The sequence below is a fragment of the Sinorhizobium sp. GQ132 genome, assembly GCF_059758575.1.
On record NZ_JCAXDX010000003.1, the window covers coordinates 344191 to 359895 of the forward strand.

Sequence of the window (15705 nt, forward strand, 5' to 3'; positions counted from 1 at the left end):
CCGGCCGCCCGTTGTTTGATCGCCTCATCTCTGTGACAAGCACAGAGATGAGATTGCAGTCCTCCGGACGCCCATGCGGGCGCGCGCATTCCGGCTCGTGCGTCAGGGCAGCGTATAGGCGATGACATAGTCGCCCGGCTTGGTGCCGACCGAACCGTGTCCGCCCGCAACGATGAGCACATATTGTTTGTCGCCGACCGTATAGGTCATCGGCGTCGACTGGCCGCCGGCAGGAAGCCGTGCTTCCCAGAGCTGCTCACCCGTGGTCAGGTCGTAAGCCCGGAAGTAATTGTCGACCGCGGCACCCAGGAAAGCGAGACCGCCCTTGGTTATCATGGGTCCTCCGATGCCCGGTACGCCCAGCTTGAAGGGCAGCGGCAGCGGCGTCATGTCGTAGACCGTGCCGTTCTTGTGCTTGTAGGCGATCTTGCCGGTTCTGAGATCGGCGCCTGCGACATAGCCCCATGGCGGGGCCTGGCAGGGAATCCCGAGCGGGCCGAGGAACGGACCCATAAAGACCCCGTAAGGTGCGCCTTCATTGCGGTTGAGGCCCTGTTCGCTACCCTTTTCGCCCTCGCCCTTCGGGGCGATCTGGTCGCGCGGAACGAGCCGCGAGGTGAAGGCGAGATAGGTCGGCATCCCGAACATCACCTGGCGTTCCGGGTCCACGGCGACCGAGCCCCAGTTGAAAGTCCCGAAATTTCCGGGATAGACGATCGTCCCCTCGAGGGAAGGCGGCGTGTAGCGCCCCTCGTATTTCAGCGATCTGAATTCGATACGGCACGCAAGCTGGTCGAACATGCTGATCCCCCACATGTCGCGCTCCATGAGCGGCGGGGGCATGAAGGTGAGGCCCGAGACGGGCTGGGTAGGCGCAGTAAAATCCTCTGGGATCGCGCCGCCGGGCGCGGGTACTTCCTCGATCGGGATAATCGGCTCCCCGTTTCGCCGGTCGAGCACATAGATGTCGCCCTGCTTGGTCGGTCCGACGAGTGCCGGCACGACGGTTCCGTCCTCTCTCGTGATGTCGAGCAGGGCGGGTTGGGCGGGCACGTCCATGTCCCAGAGGTCGTGATGCACGGTCTGGCGCACCCAGCGAACCGCGCCCGTGTTGATGTCGAGGGCGACGATGGAGGAGGAATATTTCTCCACATGCTCGCTGCGTCCCATGCCGAGCTGGTCGGGTACTTGGTTGCCCATGGGAATGTAGACGAGGCCGAGCCCCTCGTCATAGCTGAAGACCGACCAGCTGTTTGGCGAATTGGTGGTGTAGGTTTCACCCGGAGGCAGCGGCGTCGTCACGTCCGGATTTCCGCTGTCCCAGTTCCAGATGAGGGCGCCGGTGTTGATGTTGAAGGCGCGGATCACGCCCGACTGCTCCATGGTCGAATAGTTGTCGTTGACGGCACCGCCGATGATGATCTTGTCGCCGACGGCGACCGGCGGCGACGTCGAATAGTAATAGCCGGCCGGGTTGTACTTCATGCCCTGCTCCAGATGCAGGACCCCGTTATCGGCGAAGCTGGTGCACACCTCTCCATTCGTCGCGTCGAGCGCGATCAGGCGGGCGTCGGACGTCGGCAGATACACCCGTTCGGCGCAGGGGCTGCCGGGCGCCGCGGCCGGATCGGCCCAATAGGTGACACCGCGGCAGGTCTGGTGCTGACGGTCCGGGTTCATGCCGGAATTCGAATCGTACTTCCACTTCTCCTGGCCGGTGGCGGCGTCGAGCGCGATCGCCCAGTTGTGCGGTGTGCAGACATAGAGCGTGTCCTTCACCTTCAGCGGCGTCACCTGGTAGGTGGTTTCGCTGACGTCCTCCGGCAGCTTCACGTCGCCGGTCTGATATTGCCATGCCACCTGGAGGTTCGAGACGTTCTCCGGGCGGATCTGGTCGAGCGGGGAATAGCGCTGGCCGAAGGGCGTGCGCCCGTATTGGTGCCATTCGCCCGGCGGCACGTTGCCCCCGAGATTCGGGTTTGCCACGACCTCGCCCGGCAGATCGCCCCTGATGTCGTGGGGGTTCTGTGTCATCGAAAACAGCGCAACGCCGATCGATAGAAGGCTGGCCAAGGCGAGCGGCCAGGCGCGCGCGCCGTATTGCTCGCCCGTGGGGCTGACGAAGCCGAGGGGGCGCCGTATCCAGGGTGTGAGCAACCACAGCCCGAGCAGGATAATCACGCCGCCGCGAGGGCCGAGCTGCCACCAATCGAATCCCACCTCCCAGACCGCCCAAGCAAGCGAGCCCAGGACGACCAGCGCATAGACCCAGAGCGCGGCGGCGCGTCGGCGAAAGAGCAGAAACGCTGTGAGCAGGAAGCCCAGGCCAGCGACGAGGTAGTAAGGGCTGCCGCCGAGCAGCAGGAGCCGCGTTCCGCCCGCACCGAGGGCGAGGCCGATCACGGCAAAGACGATGGCGGTCAGGACGATGAGCATCAAGTAGAACTCCCGAGTTGAGGACGTGCCGTGGGCACGACTGATTCCGCGGGCAGGCCCGGCCGGGCCTGGAGGAGAATGCGCATTGCCGACGACGAAGGCGCGGCTCCGTGCGGAGCCCGGTCGGTGCGCTATTTCGAAGTTAACGCAAAACGCGTGCCTTTCAATGGCCACAATCCGACGGAGACCGAGATTGTCGACATGGTCGCATGACGATCGACAGGGAGTGTCAGGTGCCGCAGAAGGTTTGGAGCACTTCCTCGCCCGCCTTGGGTGGCGCGGCGTAGGCTTCGCGGCCCGGCTGGTCCTCATAGGGACGGGAGGTCACCTCGACGAGCGCTTCGAAGAGCGAGAAATCCGCGTCTTGCGTTGCCGCATCGATCGCCTGTTCCACCCGGTGGTTGCGCGGAATGAAGGCGGGATTGACGGCGCGCATCGCGGCAGCACGTTCGCTCGCCGGCTGCGGTTCGCGTTCGAGCCTTCGGCGCCAATCCCCGAGCCAGGGTGAGAGTGCCTGCGGTTCTTCGAAGAGGCTTGCAAGCTCCGTATCGGCGGCCGCGTTTTCCGCGGATGCCGCCAGCCGGCGGAAGCTGAGAGTGAAATCGGCTTTCCCGTTCTGCATGAGCGTCAGCAGCGACTGAACGAGGTCGAGATCCTCGTCTTCGTCCGTGAACAGGCCGATCTTGCGCCGCATGCCGCCGAGCCAATGGTTCTGGAAGATACTCCCGTATTCGCCAAGAGCGTCGTTGGCGAGGTTCACGGCCGTGTCCGCCACGGGATCGAACAGCGTCACCAGCGTCTCGGCGAGGCGGGCGAGGTTCCACTGACCGATCGCCGGCTGGTTGGCATAGGCATAGCGGCCGAACTGATCGATCGAACTGAATACCGTTTTCGAATCGTAAACGTCCATGAAGGCACAGGGGCCGAAATCAATCGTTTCGCCCGAAATCGTCATATTGTCGGTATTCATCACCCCATGGATGAAGCCGACATGCAGCCAGCGCGCGATCAGTGCAGCCTGACGCGCCGCGACCGCCTTGAAGAGCGCGAGATAGGGCTTCTCATCCTTCTTCAGCTCCGGATAATGACGGTCGATCACATAATCCGCGAGCGTCCTTATCGACTCCATGTCGCCGCGTGCCGCGAAGAACTGGAACGTGCCGACACGAATGTGGCTTGCCGCGACCCGGGTGAAGACGGCGCCCGGCAGGATCTGTTCGCGGTAGACGGGCTGACCCGTAACCGTGGCAGCCAGCGCACGGGTCGTCGGCACGCCGAGCGCGTGCATCGCCTCGCTGACGATATATTCGCGTAGGACCGGCCCGAGCGCCGCCCGTCCGTCGCCGCGGCGGGAGTAGGGTGTCTGGCCGGCTCCTTTGAGCTGGATATCGCGTCGCCGTCTGCCGGCGTCGGTCACCTCTCCGAGCAGGATGGCACGTCCGTCGCCGAGCTGCGGCACGAACGCGCCGAACTGGTGGCCCGCATAGGCCATGGCGAGCGGTTCGGCACCTTCGGGGACGAGATTACCCGAAAAGATCGCCGCGCCGTTGCGTTCGAGCGCTTCGGAGTCGAGCCCAAGCTCGACGGCCAGCGGACGGTTGAGCTTGATCAGCCACGGTTCCGCGACCGGCGTCGGCTCCACACGGGCGTAGAAATTGGCCGGCAGCCGGGCGTAGCTGTTGTCGAAGCGGAATGCGGTCATCTTTGAAATTGGCTGCGTTGGAACGGAACTCATCACGATACAGCGGCACGCGGAAAGTCGGCCGCCCTTTCGCAGCAAGTCTACACGAGCCCCGCGCTTTTCGCGAGGTTTCGGCCTGGACACCTATGTGGCCCCCTCGCTCCTTCGTGCGAAGGGGCCGTCGCGATCAGGCACTGAGCGCCGCTCGTGGCAGGCACGCCTCGCAGATCGCCGCCATGTGCCGGTGGTCGGTACCGCAACAGCCGCCGAGCACCCGCAAATGCGGCAGGCGGCCGGTGAGCGAACGGTAACGCTCTGCAAGGTCGCACGCGTCGCCCGCATCCAATGTCTCGCTCTCGTCGAGTTCGGCATGGCTCTTCGTCGAGGCATTGGCGCGAATGCCGCCGATCCGCCGGACCCAGGCGCTCTGCCGTTCCAGCACATTCTCGAAATGGGTCGGATGGGCGCAATTGATCATGTAGTAGTGCGGATAACCGCCGGTCTCGGCGTCCACCGTCTCGATCGCGTGCTGCAGCGAGCGACCGGTAACCAGGCGGCCGTCGGTCTCCACCGTGAAGGAGATGGCGCAGGGCATGTCATGGCCCCTGGCGGCCCGGACGACCCCGATCGCCTCCTCGGTATTCGTCATCGTGACTGCCGTGATCATGTCTGCTTGGCTGTCGGCAAAGGCGGCGACCTGGGCGGAATGATAGTCCTCCGCTTCGTCGGCCGTAATCCGGCCCGCCTGATAGCCATCGCCGCGCGGACCGATCACGCCATTGAGGACGACCGGAGCCTGCGGCCGCTCGTACTCGGTGCGCAACCCCGTGAGGAGATCAACGGCATCCAGGTTGACCTTTCTCAATGCCGCCGCATCGTAGCCGAGTTTTTCACCCCAATCGGCATTGGCGCGCCATGTGGCGGTATCGAGCACGAAGCCGGTGCCGTGGCGCCTGGCGATTTCGAGATAGCGCGTGTAGTAGCGCAGAAGCCGCCGCCGGCCCTCCGCCGCCGAGAGCAGGACGAAGGATGCGAAATGCGGGAGTTCGATCCCCTCCTGGAAGATCAGCGCGGTTTCCATGCCACCGTCGCTCAAGAACATGCCGCCCCGTACAAGCGGCAGATCATGTCTGTACCTGGCCAAGTCCTCCACCTTTATCCCTCCTTGCGTTTGTTCTCCTGCCACTATGGCAGGGGCGCAGCAGAGTATGCACAGGTGTCGGCGTCTCGCTGTAACGTCAGGAACCGTCTTCCATCGCGGCTGCCATTTCCGCCAGCTTGCGTATCGTGTTGAGATTGCGCGCCGTGCCCGGTCTGAGCGCCGGAAGCTTCAGCTTCGATCGTCCGGATCCATTCGGATAGTGGATATAGATTTCGCGCCCGTCCATCCGCACCTTTTCTCCATCAGGTGCGACCAGCTTGTCGAGCGCGTCGCGGGGAGGCGGCTCCGGCAGGAAGGTAATCAGCAGCAGGTTCGGCTTGGCATCGACAAACCGCTCCGCCCTGGCGGCGACGTCCTCCAGTTGGCGGCGGCTGCGCAGCAAGACGCCCGGCGCCTTGCCCATTTTCGCCGCCAGCGCCTGTTCGAGTTTCGCCTGCACTGCGGGCTCAGGCAGGTCAGAGCGAAAAACGACGTTGCCGCTCTGGATATAGGTCTTGGCCCCCGCGAAGCCGAGCCCATCGCAGGCGGCCTTCAGGTCCGCCATCGTCAGCTTGCCGGTGCCGCCCACATTGACGGCCCTGAGCAGTGCTACATAGACCGGCACGGCTCTTCCCCTTACGCCTTGCCTGCGACCTTGATGGCGAAGGCATATTCGAAGGCGATCTCCTCCAGCCGCTGAAAGCGACCGGAAGCGCCGCCGTGGCCGGCGTCCATGTTGGTCTTGAGCAGGATGGGTTCGCTGCCGGTCGTCTCGTCGCGCAGCTTCGCCACCCATTTCGCCGGTTCCCAATAGGTGACGCGCGGGTCGGTCAGGCCTCCGAGCGCCAGAATGGCGGGATACGGCCTGGCACAGACATTGTCGTAGGGCGAGTAGCTCGCGATGATGTCGTAGAACTCCGGGCTGTCGATCGGGTTGCCCCATTCGGGCCATTCCGGGGGTGTCAGCGGCAGCGTGTCGTCCAGCATCGTGCTGAGCACGTCGACGAAGGGCACCGCGGCGATGATGCCGCGGAACTTCTCCGGCGCCATATTGGCGATGGCGCCCATCAGCATGCCCCCAGCCGATCCGCCCTCGGCGACGATGTTCGCGTAGGAGGTGAACTTTTCCTGATTCAAATAATCGGCGGCTGCGATGAAGTCTTTGAACGTATTGGTCTTCTTCGCCATCTTGCCGTCTTCGTACCAGTGGAAGCCCTTGTCCTTGCCGCCGCGGATATGGGCGATCGCATAGACGAAGCCGCGGTCGACGAGCGACAGGCAGTTGGTGTTGAAGCTGGCGGGAATGGTGATGCCGTAGGCACCGTAGCCGTAAAGCAGGCAAGGGGCGGATCCGTCGAGCGGTGTGTCCTTGCGATAGAGCAGGGTGACCGGCACCTGCTCGCCATCATGCGCCGGGGCGAATACCCGGCGGGTCACATAGGCGTCCGGATCGTGCCCGGAGGGGACTTCCTGCGTCTTGAGCAGCGTGCGCTTGCGCGTCTGCATGTCGTAGTCGAACAGCTGCGAAGGCGTCGTCATCGACGAATAGGAGAAGCGGATGATGTCGGTGTCGTATTCGGCCGCACCCGAAAGCCCCAGAGAATATGCCTCCTCGGCGAATGCGATGGCGTGTTCCTCGCCGGTTCGGCGGTCGCGGATGACGATTTCCGGCAACCCGTTTCGGCGCTGCAGCCAGACCAGATGCCGGGCATAGGCCATATGGCTGAGGATCAGCGTTCCCGGCTTGTGCGGCACGACCTCGCGCCAGTTTTCCTTCTGCGGCGCTTCCACCGGCGCTTCCATGATCTTGAAATCCTTGGCGCCGTCGGCATTGGTAAGAATGTAGAAGACGTCGCCGCCCTCGGTCATGGAATATTCCAGACCGGTTACGCGCTCCGCCACGAGCCTGGGCTCCGCGGCAAGGTCGCTGGTCGGGATGAGCCGATACTCGCTCGTCTCGTGGTCATGGATGTCGATATAGATGAAATCGTCGAGGAGCGAACCGCCGACAGACATGAAGAAGCCGGCGTCGGGCTCCTCATAAACCAGCCGGTCTTCCGACTGCGGCGTTCCTATGACGTGGTGGAAGATCTTCGATGGCCGGTGGTTCTCGTCGAGCACGGTATAGAAGAAGCTCTTGCCGTCCGGCGCCCAGGCGCCGCCGCCGCCCGTATTTTCGAGCAGGTCCTCGAGGTCCTCGCCGGTCGAAAGGTCGCGCACCTTCAAAGTAAAATATTCCGACCCTTTGTCGTCGTACCCCCAGATTCCGCGGGAATGATCGCTCGAATGGTCGAGCCCGGCGATACGGAAATAGGCCTTACCTTCAGCCTCCCTGTCGCCGTCGAGCAGCACCTTGCGGATCGTCTCGTCGCCCGCTGCACCCTCGCGCGGGATCCGGAAATAGCGCGGATGCTCGCCGCCGGTGACGTAGGAAGTCCCGTAGGCAAAAGGGCCATCCTTCATCGGAACCGATGAATCGTCTTCCTTGATCCGGCCGCGCATTTCGGCAAACAGCGTCTTCTGCAGGTCCTTCGTGTCGGCCATCGCGGCGTTCATATAGGTATTCTCCGCCTCCAGATGGCGGCGGATTTCGGGATCCAGGATCGACGGATCCTTGAACATGGCCTGCCAGTTTTCGGCCCTGAGCCAAGCGTAATCGTCGGTGCGGGTCATGCCGTGGCGGGTATCCGTCGCCGGCTTTTTCGAGGCGACGGGTGCGGCGGGCAGGTTCTTGAATACGGACAAGGCATGTCTCCGGGATCGGTCCTGCTGCATGGCTTCCGGAGGGAAAAACACGCAGCAGATTAAAGCGCTACAGCGACCTTTTGCGCGTCTGACGAGACGTGCGGCGCCGTATGGGGAGACAATGAGATAGAGGGCACCAGCGCGGCGATCAAGCGGAAAGGGCCGCCGAGACGCCTAGGCGGCGAGTTTGAGGCCGATGCCCCACGGGTCGGTGAGGCAATGCGTGTCGCCCTGCCTGTCCCTCGCTATTTCGAGCGCGTCGAGCTTCTGGGTCACCGCGTCGAGGGCCGCCGGGTCCCGGAAGCGGATCGTATAGTCGGCGAGACCGGTCATGTTGCCCTGGCGTTTCGGCGCTCCGCGCGAATTCCAGATATTGGCCGCCACGTGGTGATGGTACTTGCCGGTCGCGAAAAAGCTGGCTCCAGGGTAGCGGGCCATGAGGTCGAGTCCCAGGGCATCGCGGAAAAAATCGTCCGCCTTCGGGATATCCGAGACCTGGAGGTGGATGTGGCCGATCGTGGTGCCGGCCGGCAAGCCGTCCCAGCTGTTCTTCGGCACCTCGTCGTAGAGTGCCTGCAGATCGAGCGGCAGCGTGTTCATTGCCACCATGCCGTCCGCTCCGTAATTCCATTCGGCGCGCGGGCGATCGCGGTAAATCTCGATTCCGTTACCCTCCGGATCAGCGAGATAGATCGCTTCGCTGACGAGGTGATCGGAGGCCCCCTGCAACTGCACCCCGTTTTCGGCGGCGTGCACGAGCCAGCGTCCGAGCTCGGTGCGGTCCGGAACCAGGAATGCGTGATGGAAGAGACCGGGTGCACTTCGCGGAGCCCTTACGGCATTGCCGTCGCCCGTCAATGTCAGGAGCGGTCTTCCGGCGACGCCAAGCGTCACGCCGCTTTTGTTCGCCTCGATCGGCGACAGGCCGAGTATCCGCTGGTACCAGGACGACACCGTCTCCAGGTCGCTTACGACAAGATGCGACCGGTCGACATAAGCGGGCATCGCGGTCGCGTGATCGGCGGGAACGCTGGCCTGCGGCTTCGGTTGTGAGGTGTCCTTCATCCTATTCGCCTTTCGGACAGCGGGAGGGCGACGCCCGAGACTGTGATCTGCTGCCCTCAATCCAATATGAGTACGTGAACAGGTAGGCGGAAGCTCTTATATTACTTGATGTTGTGTTCGACAAACGTTGACAGTCGTCGCGGCCGCGCTACCTTTAACGGTGGGAGCGATGGGAGCAGAGGGGCGGTCACTTTGATCCAAGTCAAGGCCCGTACAGCCGTCACCGTTCGATGTCGGTCCGGCGCAGGACGGCGTACGTGATGTGGTTTCCGTCCGTATCGGGAGCCAGCGGCCGTCGCATTCGGCGTGCGACGTGGTAACATAGGAAAAGGACGTAGCAGCATGTACAGGAAGATCATCGTGCCGATCGCCATGGATCAGCTGGAGCACGGCGAGTCCGTCCTAGGCATCGCCGAGAAACTGATCGACGAGGGGGGAGAGATCATTCTGCTCAACGTCGTCGAGGATCTCAACGCCTATGCACAAGGCTACATGATCGTCGATTTTCCGCTGGAGATGATCGAGGAATCGCGCAAGCACGCGGTCAAGACCCTGGAAGCGTTGAAAACCAAGCATGGCATCAATGGACGCGTCGAAATCCGCACCGGCGGAGCTGCCGGCAGTATCAATGCACTGGCCGAGGAAGAGAAGGCCGACCTGGTGATCATCGCGTCCCACCGCCCGGGCCTGATCGATTATTTCATCGGGTCTACCGCCAGCCGTGTCGTCAGCCATTGCCCCTGCGCGGTTCTCGTCGACCGGTAACACTGGGAATAAAACGGCACGGTGCAGGCCCCCTGCGCCGCGATCCGAAGGAGTCACGCAATGGATAAGTATGCGCTTGACGACTTTCGCGAACAGCTTTTGCGCCGCAAACGCGAACTTCATGGCCGGTTGGTGCAGATAGAGGAAGACCTCGAGCAGCCGATGAATGCCGATGTGCCGGATCGCGTAACGGAACGGGAGAGCGATGAGGTCCTGGAAGGACTCGGCCTGGCCGGCCAGGGCGAGATTCGCGCGATCGATGCTGCACTCAACCGCATCGAAGCGGGGACCTTCGGCATTTGCGTGCGTTGCGGCGACCCCATATCCCCGGAAAGGTTGCGCGCCGTGCCGCATGCTCCACTCTGTCAGACCTGCGCCGCCGAGATCGCGACCGGCGGGAGATAACCGCCCAAAGCTCCCACCTGCTCCAGAGAAAGCCGTTTGCCGCACGCTCCGGCGAAGGGTGCGGTATTTGTTGTAATGCGTTGCAAAAGTTGATCCTTTCGCCCGATCCTGGTGCTTTGCCGTGCCGCCGGCCTGTGGCAGGATGAACCGAACCAGGTGATCTTGCGGTGTTTCGAACCGTTCGAATCCGCCGTGATCGATCATGAGGTATTTCGTTGCTGCTGCAGGCTGCACGGATATCGAAAGCGGAGCGGGAGGGGCCGCGTGAAGGTTGCCGGCGTCAAATGGGACTACGACCGATCGGAGATGATCGCCGACGCAATCGTCCACGGGATCGGGCTTTCGGCGGCGCTCGTCGGTGTTACCGCCCTGATCTTTTACGCCACCGTCTGGAGCACGTCCGGGCAATTGGCCGCGGCTTCGATCTATGGCGGCGGGCTCATCGCCGCCCTGTCGATCTCATTCGTCTATAATCTCTTTCCGGTGGGCCGGGCCAAGTGGCTGCTGCGTCGGCTGGACCACTCCGGAATCTTCGTGCTGATCGCTGCAACCTACACGCCGTTTCTGCAGCGCGGCTGGGATGATCCGTTCCTCTTCTCGATGCTGGTCGCCATCTGGCTTATCGCAGCCGCCGGCATCGCCATGAAGTGCCTCCTGCCGGGGCGCTTCGATCGGCTGGCGATCCTGCTTTATCTCGCAATGGGCTGGAGCGGCTTGCTCGCCGCGAAATCCCTCTTTACCGCCTTGAGCGCGACGACGCTCACTCTGATCGTCATCGGTGGCGTCATCTATTCGGTCGGGGTCATCTTCCATGTCTGGGAGCGCCTGCGCTTCCAGAACGCCATCTGGCACGGCTTCGTCGTCACGGGAGCTGCTGTGCACTATTCCGCAGTCCTGACCTGCATCAGCAGCGCCGCCGTATCTTAAGCTTGGAGTCAAAGCTGCAGCTTCAGTCTGCAGCAGGCCGACATTCTTCCGACGGCCTGAGTGCCGAGGCCATGCGCGAGATGACTCCATCGAAACTGGTCAGTTTGCTCTTCCGATACTGGAGCCTGAAATATGCGGCGCTGCCGTCGCAGAGCGCAATCGCCCGCGTATAGAAGACGTCGTTCTCGCGCGCGCCGGAAAAGCTCGCCCAGGCGGACGTGACGCGCGAGAAGATGATTCGCCAGTCGTCCTGCTTCTCGTAGCCGATCCTTTCGGCGACGTCGGTTTCGAAGTCGCCATCCGGCGGATGGGTGCCGAACACCATGAGCGTCGCGCCATTGTCATCGGCGTGAAATCTGACGCCGTCGCCGTTATCGGCCTCGAGGCCCATCTCGAATCCGGGCGGGATCTCGACCGTGTAACCGAAGCGGGGATTGGCGTAAGGGTGCCAGTCGTCCTCGGCGACAGCGGGCGAGGCAAGCGTCACGAGGAGCAGAGATGCGATACAGGCACGGCGCATGCGGGGCGTCCTCTAGGATTCGTTCGACCTGCCGCTTCTCCTCACCGCGCCGCGTGTTTTGTTCCGGACGCCGAGGGCCGCCGCAACGGCTTTGAACTGCTGCACCATCTTATCTTCAAAACGTTCCGGGTTTAAGGGCATGCGATAGACCACACGCATGCTGGAAAGTGCCGCCGAAACAGGCCCGCGTGGTCAATCCTCCTCGAATGTCATCGCGGTGCCGTTCAGGCAATAGCGCAGGCCGGTCGGAGGAGGCCCGTCGGGGAAGACATGGCCGAGATGGGCGTCACAATCGGCACAGCGAATCTCCGTTCTGACCATATGGTGCGAGCGGTCCACATATTCAGCGATCGCGTCCGGATCGACCGGGGCGAAATAGCTGGGCCAGCCGCAGCCGGAATCGAACTTGGTATCCGAGCGGAACAGCGCGCGGCCGCAACAGACGCACTTGTAGGTGCCATGCCTTTTGTTGTCGAGAAAGGGGCCGGTGAAGGGACGTTCGGTGCCATGTTCGCGTGTGACGCGGTACTGCTCGGGCGTCAGGGCTGCCCGCCACTCTTCGTTCGTCTTCGTAATCTTCGGCATCCGGTTTTCGGACATGGCTGCGCTCCTTTCGATTGCAGCGAATATATAGGATGGGTTCTGCTTGGGCACAAATGGGGGTCGATGTCAGGAGCTCCGCGTTTTGGACAGGATACTGATCAGGTCGGGGCGAAGCCGCTGCCCTCTACACAGTATAAACGTGGCATAACCTCACACCCCGGCCGATTTCCCTTGAGGCAGGCCCGACCATCTTCTATGTCCGGTTAAAGCTTGACTGAAAGATCAACGAGAAGGAGCGTGTCGATACGATGGATGCCGCGGCCCTGACATTCCTGGCCCTCGGTCTTCCCTTTGCCGCGGCCGTCGTCGCGCCGGCCCTGACCCGGCTTCTCGGCGGGAATGCCGCCTGGCTGTTGGCGCTTGCGCCACTCGCCGTCTTCATGCATTTCGCAGGCTTCATTCCGGAAGTCGCCGCCGGCGAGATCGTCACCGGCGGCTATATCTGGATACCTTCCTTCAACGTCAGCTTCTCCTGGCTGATCGACGGCTTGTCACTGACCTTCGCACTTCTGATTTCGGGCATCGGCACACTGATCGTCCTCTATTCGGGCGGATATCTGAAGGGGTATTCCGACCAGGGCCGCTTCTTTTCGTTCATTCTGATGTTCATGGGCTCGATGCAGGGCCTCGTCGTCTCGGACAGCTTCCTGATGCTTTTCGTCTTCTGGGAGCTGACGTCGATCACTTCGTTCCTGCTGATCGGCTTCGATCACGGCCGCGAGGCGGCGCGCCGCGCGGCTTTGCAGGCTCTGGTCGTGACCGGGGGAGGCGGGCTTGCTTTGCTCGCCGGGCTCCTCATCCTGTGGAACGTCAGCGGCGTCACGCAATTTTCGCTGCTCCTGTCCTTCGGAGACGAACTGAAGCAGAGCCCCTTCTATCTCGCGGCGCTGCTCCTCGTCCTCGGCGGCGCATTCACCAAGTCGGCACAGTTTCCGTTTCACTTCTGGCTGCCGAATGCCATGGAAGCGCCGACGCCCGTTTCGGCCTATCTGCACTCGGCGACGATGGTGAAGGCGGGCGTCTATCTTCTGATGCGGCTCAACCCGGTGCTCGGCGGCACGACGGAGTGGCAGGTCCTGTTGCCGCTGTTCGGCGTGACGACGCTCGTCGCCGGAGCCGCCCTGGCAGTGCGCCAGACGGACCTGAAGATGATGCTGGCCTATACGACCATGTCGTCGCTCGGTCTTCTGGTCATGCTGACCGGGCTCGGCCTGCCCTACGCCATCGAAGCCGCAGTGCTTTACCTGGTGGCGCATGCCCTGTTCAAGGGGGCGCTGTTCATGGTGGCCGGCATCATCGATCATGAAACCGGTACGCGCCACCTGACGAAGCTCGGCGGCCTGCGCAGCGCCATGCCTCTGACCTTCGCCATAGCTCTTGCGGCGGCCCTGTCGATGGGCGGCCTGCCGCCCTTTTTCGGGTTCCTTGCGAAAGAGGAAATCTACGCCGCACTCTCGGGTTTCGACCGTCGGTCCATGGTCTTCGCGGCCTTGACCATCCTCGGCAACGGCCTGATGTTCGCCGTCGGCTTCGCGATCGCTCTAAAACCGTTTCTCGGCCCCAAGGTCGATACGCCGAAGCATGCCCACGAGGCACCGGTGCTCCTCTGGCTCGGCCCGGCTATCCTGGCTGCGATGGGCCTTTCCATCGCGCTGATGTCGGGCCTCGTTCATCGGTTCGTGACCTCGCCCATGGCCTCGGCCGTTGCCGGCGAGCCGAGAACCGTGACGATCTCGCTCGCACCGCATATCGGCGTGCCGCTGTTGCTCTCCGTGGTGACGCTGGCGGTCGGCGTCGTTCTCTTCCTCAATCTGACGCGGCTGCGCGCCGCCATGGCGGTGATCCTTGCCGATATCGGCTGGGGACCGGATCGAGGCTTCGACCAGTTCATACGCGGCCTCGTGCGGTTTGCGGTCGCCGCGACCCGGCGCTTGCAGGGCGGCCGTCTCGATAACTACATGACCGTGACCTTCCTGTTCGTCGCCGCCGTCATGCTCGCATTGCCGCTGCGCTACGGCGAATTCCCGCGCGCACCTTTCTTTCCGAGCGACGTGCCGCTGCACGAATTCGCGATCATGGCGATCGCCGTGCTTGGCCTCTTCGCCGTGGTGCTGGCCGCGGACCGGCTGACGGCGATCGTGTCGCTCGGAATTCAGGGCTTCGCCGTTGCGATGCTCTTCCTGCTTTACGGCGCTCCGGATCTCGCCTTCACCCAGTTCATGATAGAGACGCTGTCCGTCGTCGTTTTGGCACTGGTGATGACACGGCTGCGTCTGTCTCCCTCGGATCACCGACCACTCAGACAGAAGCTTCCCGACTTCACAATCGCGCTCGCCTGCGGAATCGGATTCGGCCTTTTCCTCCTCCGGGTTACCGGCGTGCCGTTCGATTCGACGCTGACGGACTTCTTCAACCTCTATTCGAAATCGATCGCCCACGGCGCGAACGTGGTCAACGTCATCATCGTCGACTTCCGCGGTACGGATACGCTCGGCGAAATTGCCGTCGTGCTGGTTGCTGGCCTGTCCATCCTTTCCCTCGTGCGGTTGCGGGCGGGATCGTTGAGACGCGGCGAAACGCGCGAGATCGCGGCGGCTGAAGCGAACACGAAGGAGCCGGTATGAAGTCGATCATTTTTCGGACCGTCGCGCCCTTCCTCGCCGGATTGATGATGCTTTTTTCGATCTTTGTGCTGCTGCGCGGCCACAACGAGCCCGGAGGCGGCTTCATAGGCGGGTTGATCGCCGTTTCGGCGCTGGCGATCTACGGCATCGCCCACGGCGTGGAGACGGTGCGGCGGGCGATATTCTTCCACCCGATGGCTATCGCGGGGGCCGGCCTTTTCGCCGCGACCTTGGCCGGACTGGCGTCACTTTTCGCGCGGGTGCCGTTCATGACCGGGCTGTGGATTTATCCCTCCTTTTTCGGCGTCGAGGTTCCGCTCTCCACGGTCATGCTGTTCGATACGGGGGTCTACCTGGTCGTCGTCGGTGCCATCAGTTCGATCGCGCTGTCACTTGAAGAAAGAGGGGGCGTCTGATGGAGACCTGGTTTTCCCTGCTGGTCACTTTCTTCTTCACCGTCGCCATTTACCTGCTTCTGTCGAAATCCATCATCCGCGTCCTCCTGGGCGTGGCGATCCTGGGAAATTCGGTGAACCTCCTGATCTTCACCGGCGGCCGCCTGACGCGCGACGTACCGCCGGTCATAGCGGAGGGTGCCGATGTGCTTTCCGGTCCGGCGGCCAATGCCTTGCCGCAGGCGCTGATCCTGACCGCCATCGTGATTTCCTTCTCCTTCTTCGCCTTTCTCCTCGTTCTCGCCTGGCGCGCCTATGAAGACCTCGCGACAGACAACACGGACGAGATGCGTGTTGCGGAACCGGTGAACGAGCCGGCGCCGCCACTGGGATACTGA

General features: G+C 62.8%; 14 protein-coding genes. 6 read left to right on the forward strand and 8 right to left on the reverse strand.

All coding sequences use genetic code 11. From position 1 onward, the window contains the following. Positions 1-102: 102 nt before the first annotated feature. From AC6CIG_RS09935 to AC6CIG_RS09960, 6 genes are all read right to left on the reverse strand, one after another. Positions 103-2436: a glucose/quinate/shikimate family membrane-bound PQQ-dependent dehydrogenase gene (locus tag AC6CIG_RS09935; RefSeq protein ID WP_324763090.1), complete on the reverse strand. Its 2334-nt coding sequence runs from the start codon at positions 2434-2436 to the stop codon at positions 103-105. 229 nt (positions 2437-2665) lie between these two features. Beyond that, entirely contained in the window at positions 2666-4138 is a 1473-nt protein-coding gene (locus AC6CIG_RS09940) for a protein adenylyltransferase SelO (RefSeq protein ID WP_437408377.1), read from the reverse strand. Between the two features lie 166 nt (positions 4139-4304). Next, positions 4305-5261 (reverse strand): homocysteine S-methyltransferase family protein, encoded by a 957-nt coding sequence (locus AC6CIG_RS09945; protein WP_437408378.1) that lies wholly within the window; start codon positions 5259-5261, stop codon positions 4305-4307. Positions 5262-5355: 94 nt separating this feature from the next. After that, entirely contained in the window at positions 5356-5883 is a 528-nt protein-coding gene (locus tag AC6CIG_RS09950) for a DUF1697 domain-containing protein (protein WP_437408379.1), read from the reverse strand. Positions 5884-5894: 11 nt separating this feature from the next. Beyond that, positions 5895-8003, reverse strand: a complete 2109-nt coding sequence (locus tag AC6CIG_RS09955; RefSeq protein WP_437408380.1) for a S9 family peptidase — start codon at positions 8001-8003, stop codon at positions 5895-5897. Between the two features lie 174 nt (positions 8004-8177). Then, a complete protein-coding gene (locus tag AC6CIG_RS09960) occupies positions 8178-9068 on the reverse strand; it encodes a VOC family protein (RefSeq protein ID WP_437408381.1) in 891 nt (296 codons plus the stop codon). A 342-nt stretch (positions 9069-9410) separates the two neighbouring features. On the opposite strand from AC6CIG_RS09960, the gene AC6CIG_RS09965 reads away from it, so the two are divergent. From AC6CIG_RS09965 to trhA, 3 genes are all read left to right on the forward strand, one after another. Then, on the forward strand, positions 9411-9833 hold the full coding sequence (locus tag AC6CIG_RS09965) for a universal stress protein (protein WP_100671998.1): 423 nt from the start codon (positions 9411-9413) through the stop codon (positions 9831-9833). Positions 9834-9893: 60 nt separating this feature from the next. Continuing rightward, positions 9894-10238, forward strand: coding sequence for a TraR/DksA family transcriptional regulator (locus AC6CIG_RS09970; protein ID WP_018094528.1), 345 nt, complete (start codon positions 9894-9896; stop codon positions 10236-10238). A 264-nt stretch (positions 10239-10502) separates the two neighbouring features. Continuing rightward, complete coding sequence (trhA, locus tag AC6CIG_RS09975) at positions 10503-11165, forward strand: PAQR family membrane homeostasis protein TrhA (protein ID WP_100672000.1); 663 nt, start codon at positions 10503-10505, stop codon at positions 11163-11165. A 22-nt stretch (positions 11166-11187) separates the two neighbouring features. On the opposite strand, the gene AC6CIG_RS09980 is transcribed toward trhA, so the two are convergent. Both AC6CIG_RS09980 and msrB read right to left on the reverse strand, forming a co-directional pair. Continuing rightward, positions 11188-11685, reverse strand: a complete 498-nt coding sequence (locus AC6CIG_RS09980) for a hypothetical protein (protein ID WP_127712278.1) — start codon at positions 11683-11685, stop codon at positions 11188-11190. Positions 11686-11877: 192 nt separating this feature from the next. Beyond that, entirely contained in the window at positions 11878-12285 is a 408-nt protein-coding gene (msrB, locus tag AC6CIG_RS09985; protein WP_018094532.1) for a peptide-methionine (R)-S-oxide reductase MsrB, read from the reverse strand. A gap of 251 nt (positions 12286-12536) precedes the next feature. Here msrB and AC6CIG_RS09990 point away from each other — a divergent pair, with 251 nt between their 5' ends. The 3 genes from AC6CIG_RS09990 to AC6CIG_RS10000 are packed head-to-tail and all read left to right on the forward strand — an operon-like array spanning position 12537 to position 15705. Further along, positions 12537-14912, forward strand: a complete 2376-nt coding sequence (locus tag AC6CIG_RS09990) for a putative monovalent cation/H+ antiporter subunit A (protein WP_437408382.1) — start codon at positions 12537-12539, stop codon at positions 14910-14912. Continuing rightward, positions 14909-15328, forward strand: coding sequence for a Na(+)/H(+) antiporter subunit B (locus AC6CIG_RS09995; RefSeq protein ID WP_437408383.1), 420 nt, complete (start codon positions 14909-14911; stop codon positions 15326-15328). The genes AC6CIG_RS09990 and AC6CIG_RS09995 overlap by 4 nt, the downstream gene beginning before the upstream one ends. Next, positions 15328-15705, forward strand: coding sequence for a Na+/H+ antiporter subunit C (locus AC6CIG_RS10000; RefSeq protein ID WP_018094535.1), 378 nt, complete (start codon positions 15328-15330; stop codon positions 15703-15705). Before AC6CIG_RS09995 ends, AC6CIG_RS10000 begins: the two co-directional genes overlap by 1 nt.

Excerpts from the sequence above, each read along its gene's own strand:
- AC6CIG_RS09935 (WP_324763090.1), bottom strand. The coding sequence starts at position 2,436 with ATGCTCATCGTCCTGACCGCCATCGTCTTTGCCGTGATCGGCCTCGCC.
- AC6CIG_RS09940 (WP_437408377.1), bottom strand. The coding sequence starts at position 4,138 with ATGACCGCATTCCGCTTCGACAACAGCTACGCCCGGCTGCCGGCCAAT.
- AC6CIG_RS09960 (WP_437408381.1), bottom strand. The coding sequence starts at position 9,068 with ATGAAGGACACCTCACAACCGAAGCCGCAGGCCAGCGTTCCCGCCGAT.
- AC6CIG_RS09965 (WP_100671998.1), top strand. The coding sequence starts at position 9,411 with ATGTACAGGAAGATCATCGTGCCGATCGCCATGGATCAGCTGGAGCAC.
- AC6CIG_RS09970 (WP_018094528.1), top strand. The coding sequence starts at position 9,894 with ATGGATAAGTATGCGCTTGACGACTTTCGCGAACAGCTTTTGCGCCGC.
- AC6CIG_RS09980 (WP_127712278.1), bottom strand. The coding sequence starts at position 11,685 with ATGCGCCGTGCCTGTATCGCATCTCTGCTCCTCGTGACGCTTGCCTCG.
- msrB (WP_018094532.1), bottom strand. The coding sequence starts at position 12,285 with ATGTCCGAAAACCGGATGCCGAAGATTACGAAGACGAACGAAGAGTGG.
- AC6CIG_RS09990 (WP_437408382.1), top strand. The coding sequence starts at position 12,537 with ATGGATGCCGCGGCCCTGACATTCCTGGCCCTCGGTCTTCCCTTTGCC.
- AC6CIG_RS09995 (WP_437408383.1), top strand. The coding sequence starts at position 14,909 with ATGAAGTCGATCATTTTTCGGACCGTCGCGCCCTTCCTCGCCGGATTG.
- AC6CIG_RS10000 (WP_018094535.1), top strand. The coding sequence starts at position 15,328 with ATGGAGACCTGGTTTTCCCTGCTGGTCACTTTCTTCTTCACCGTCGCC.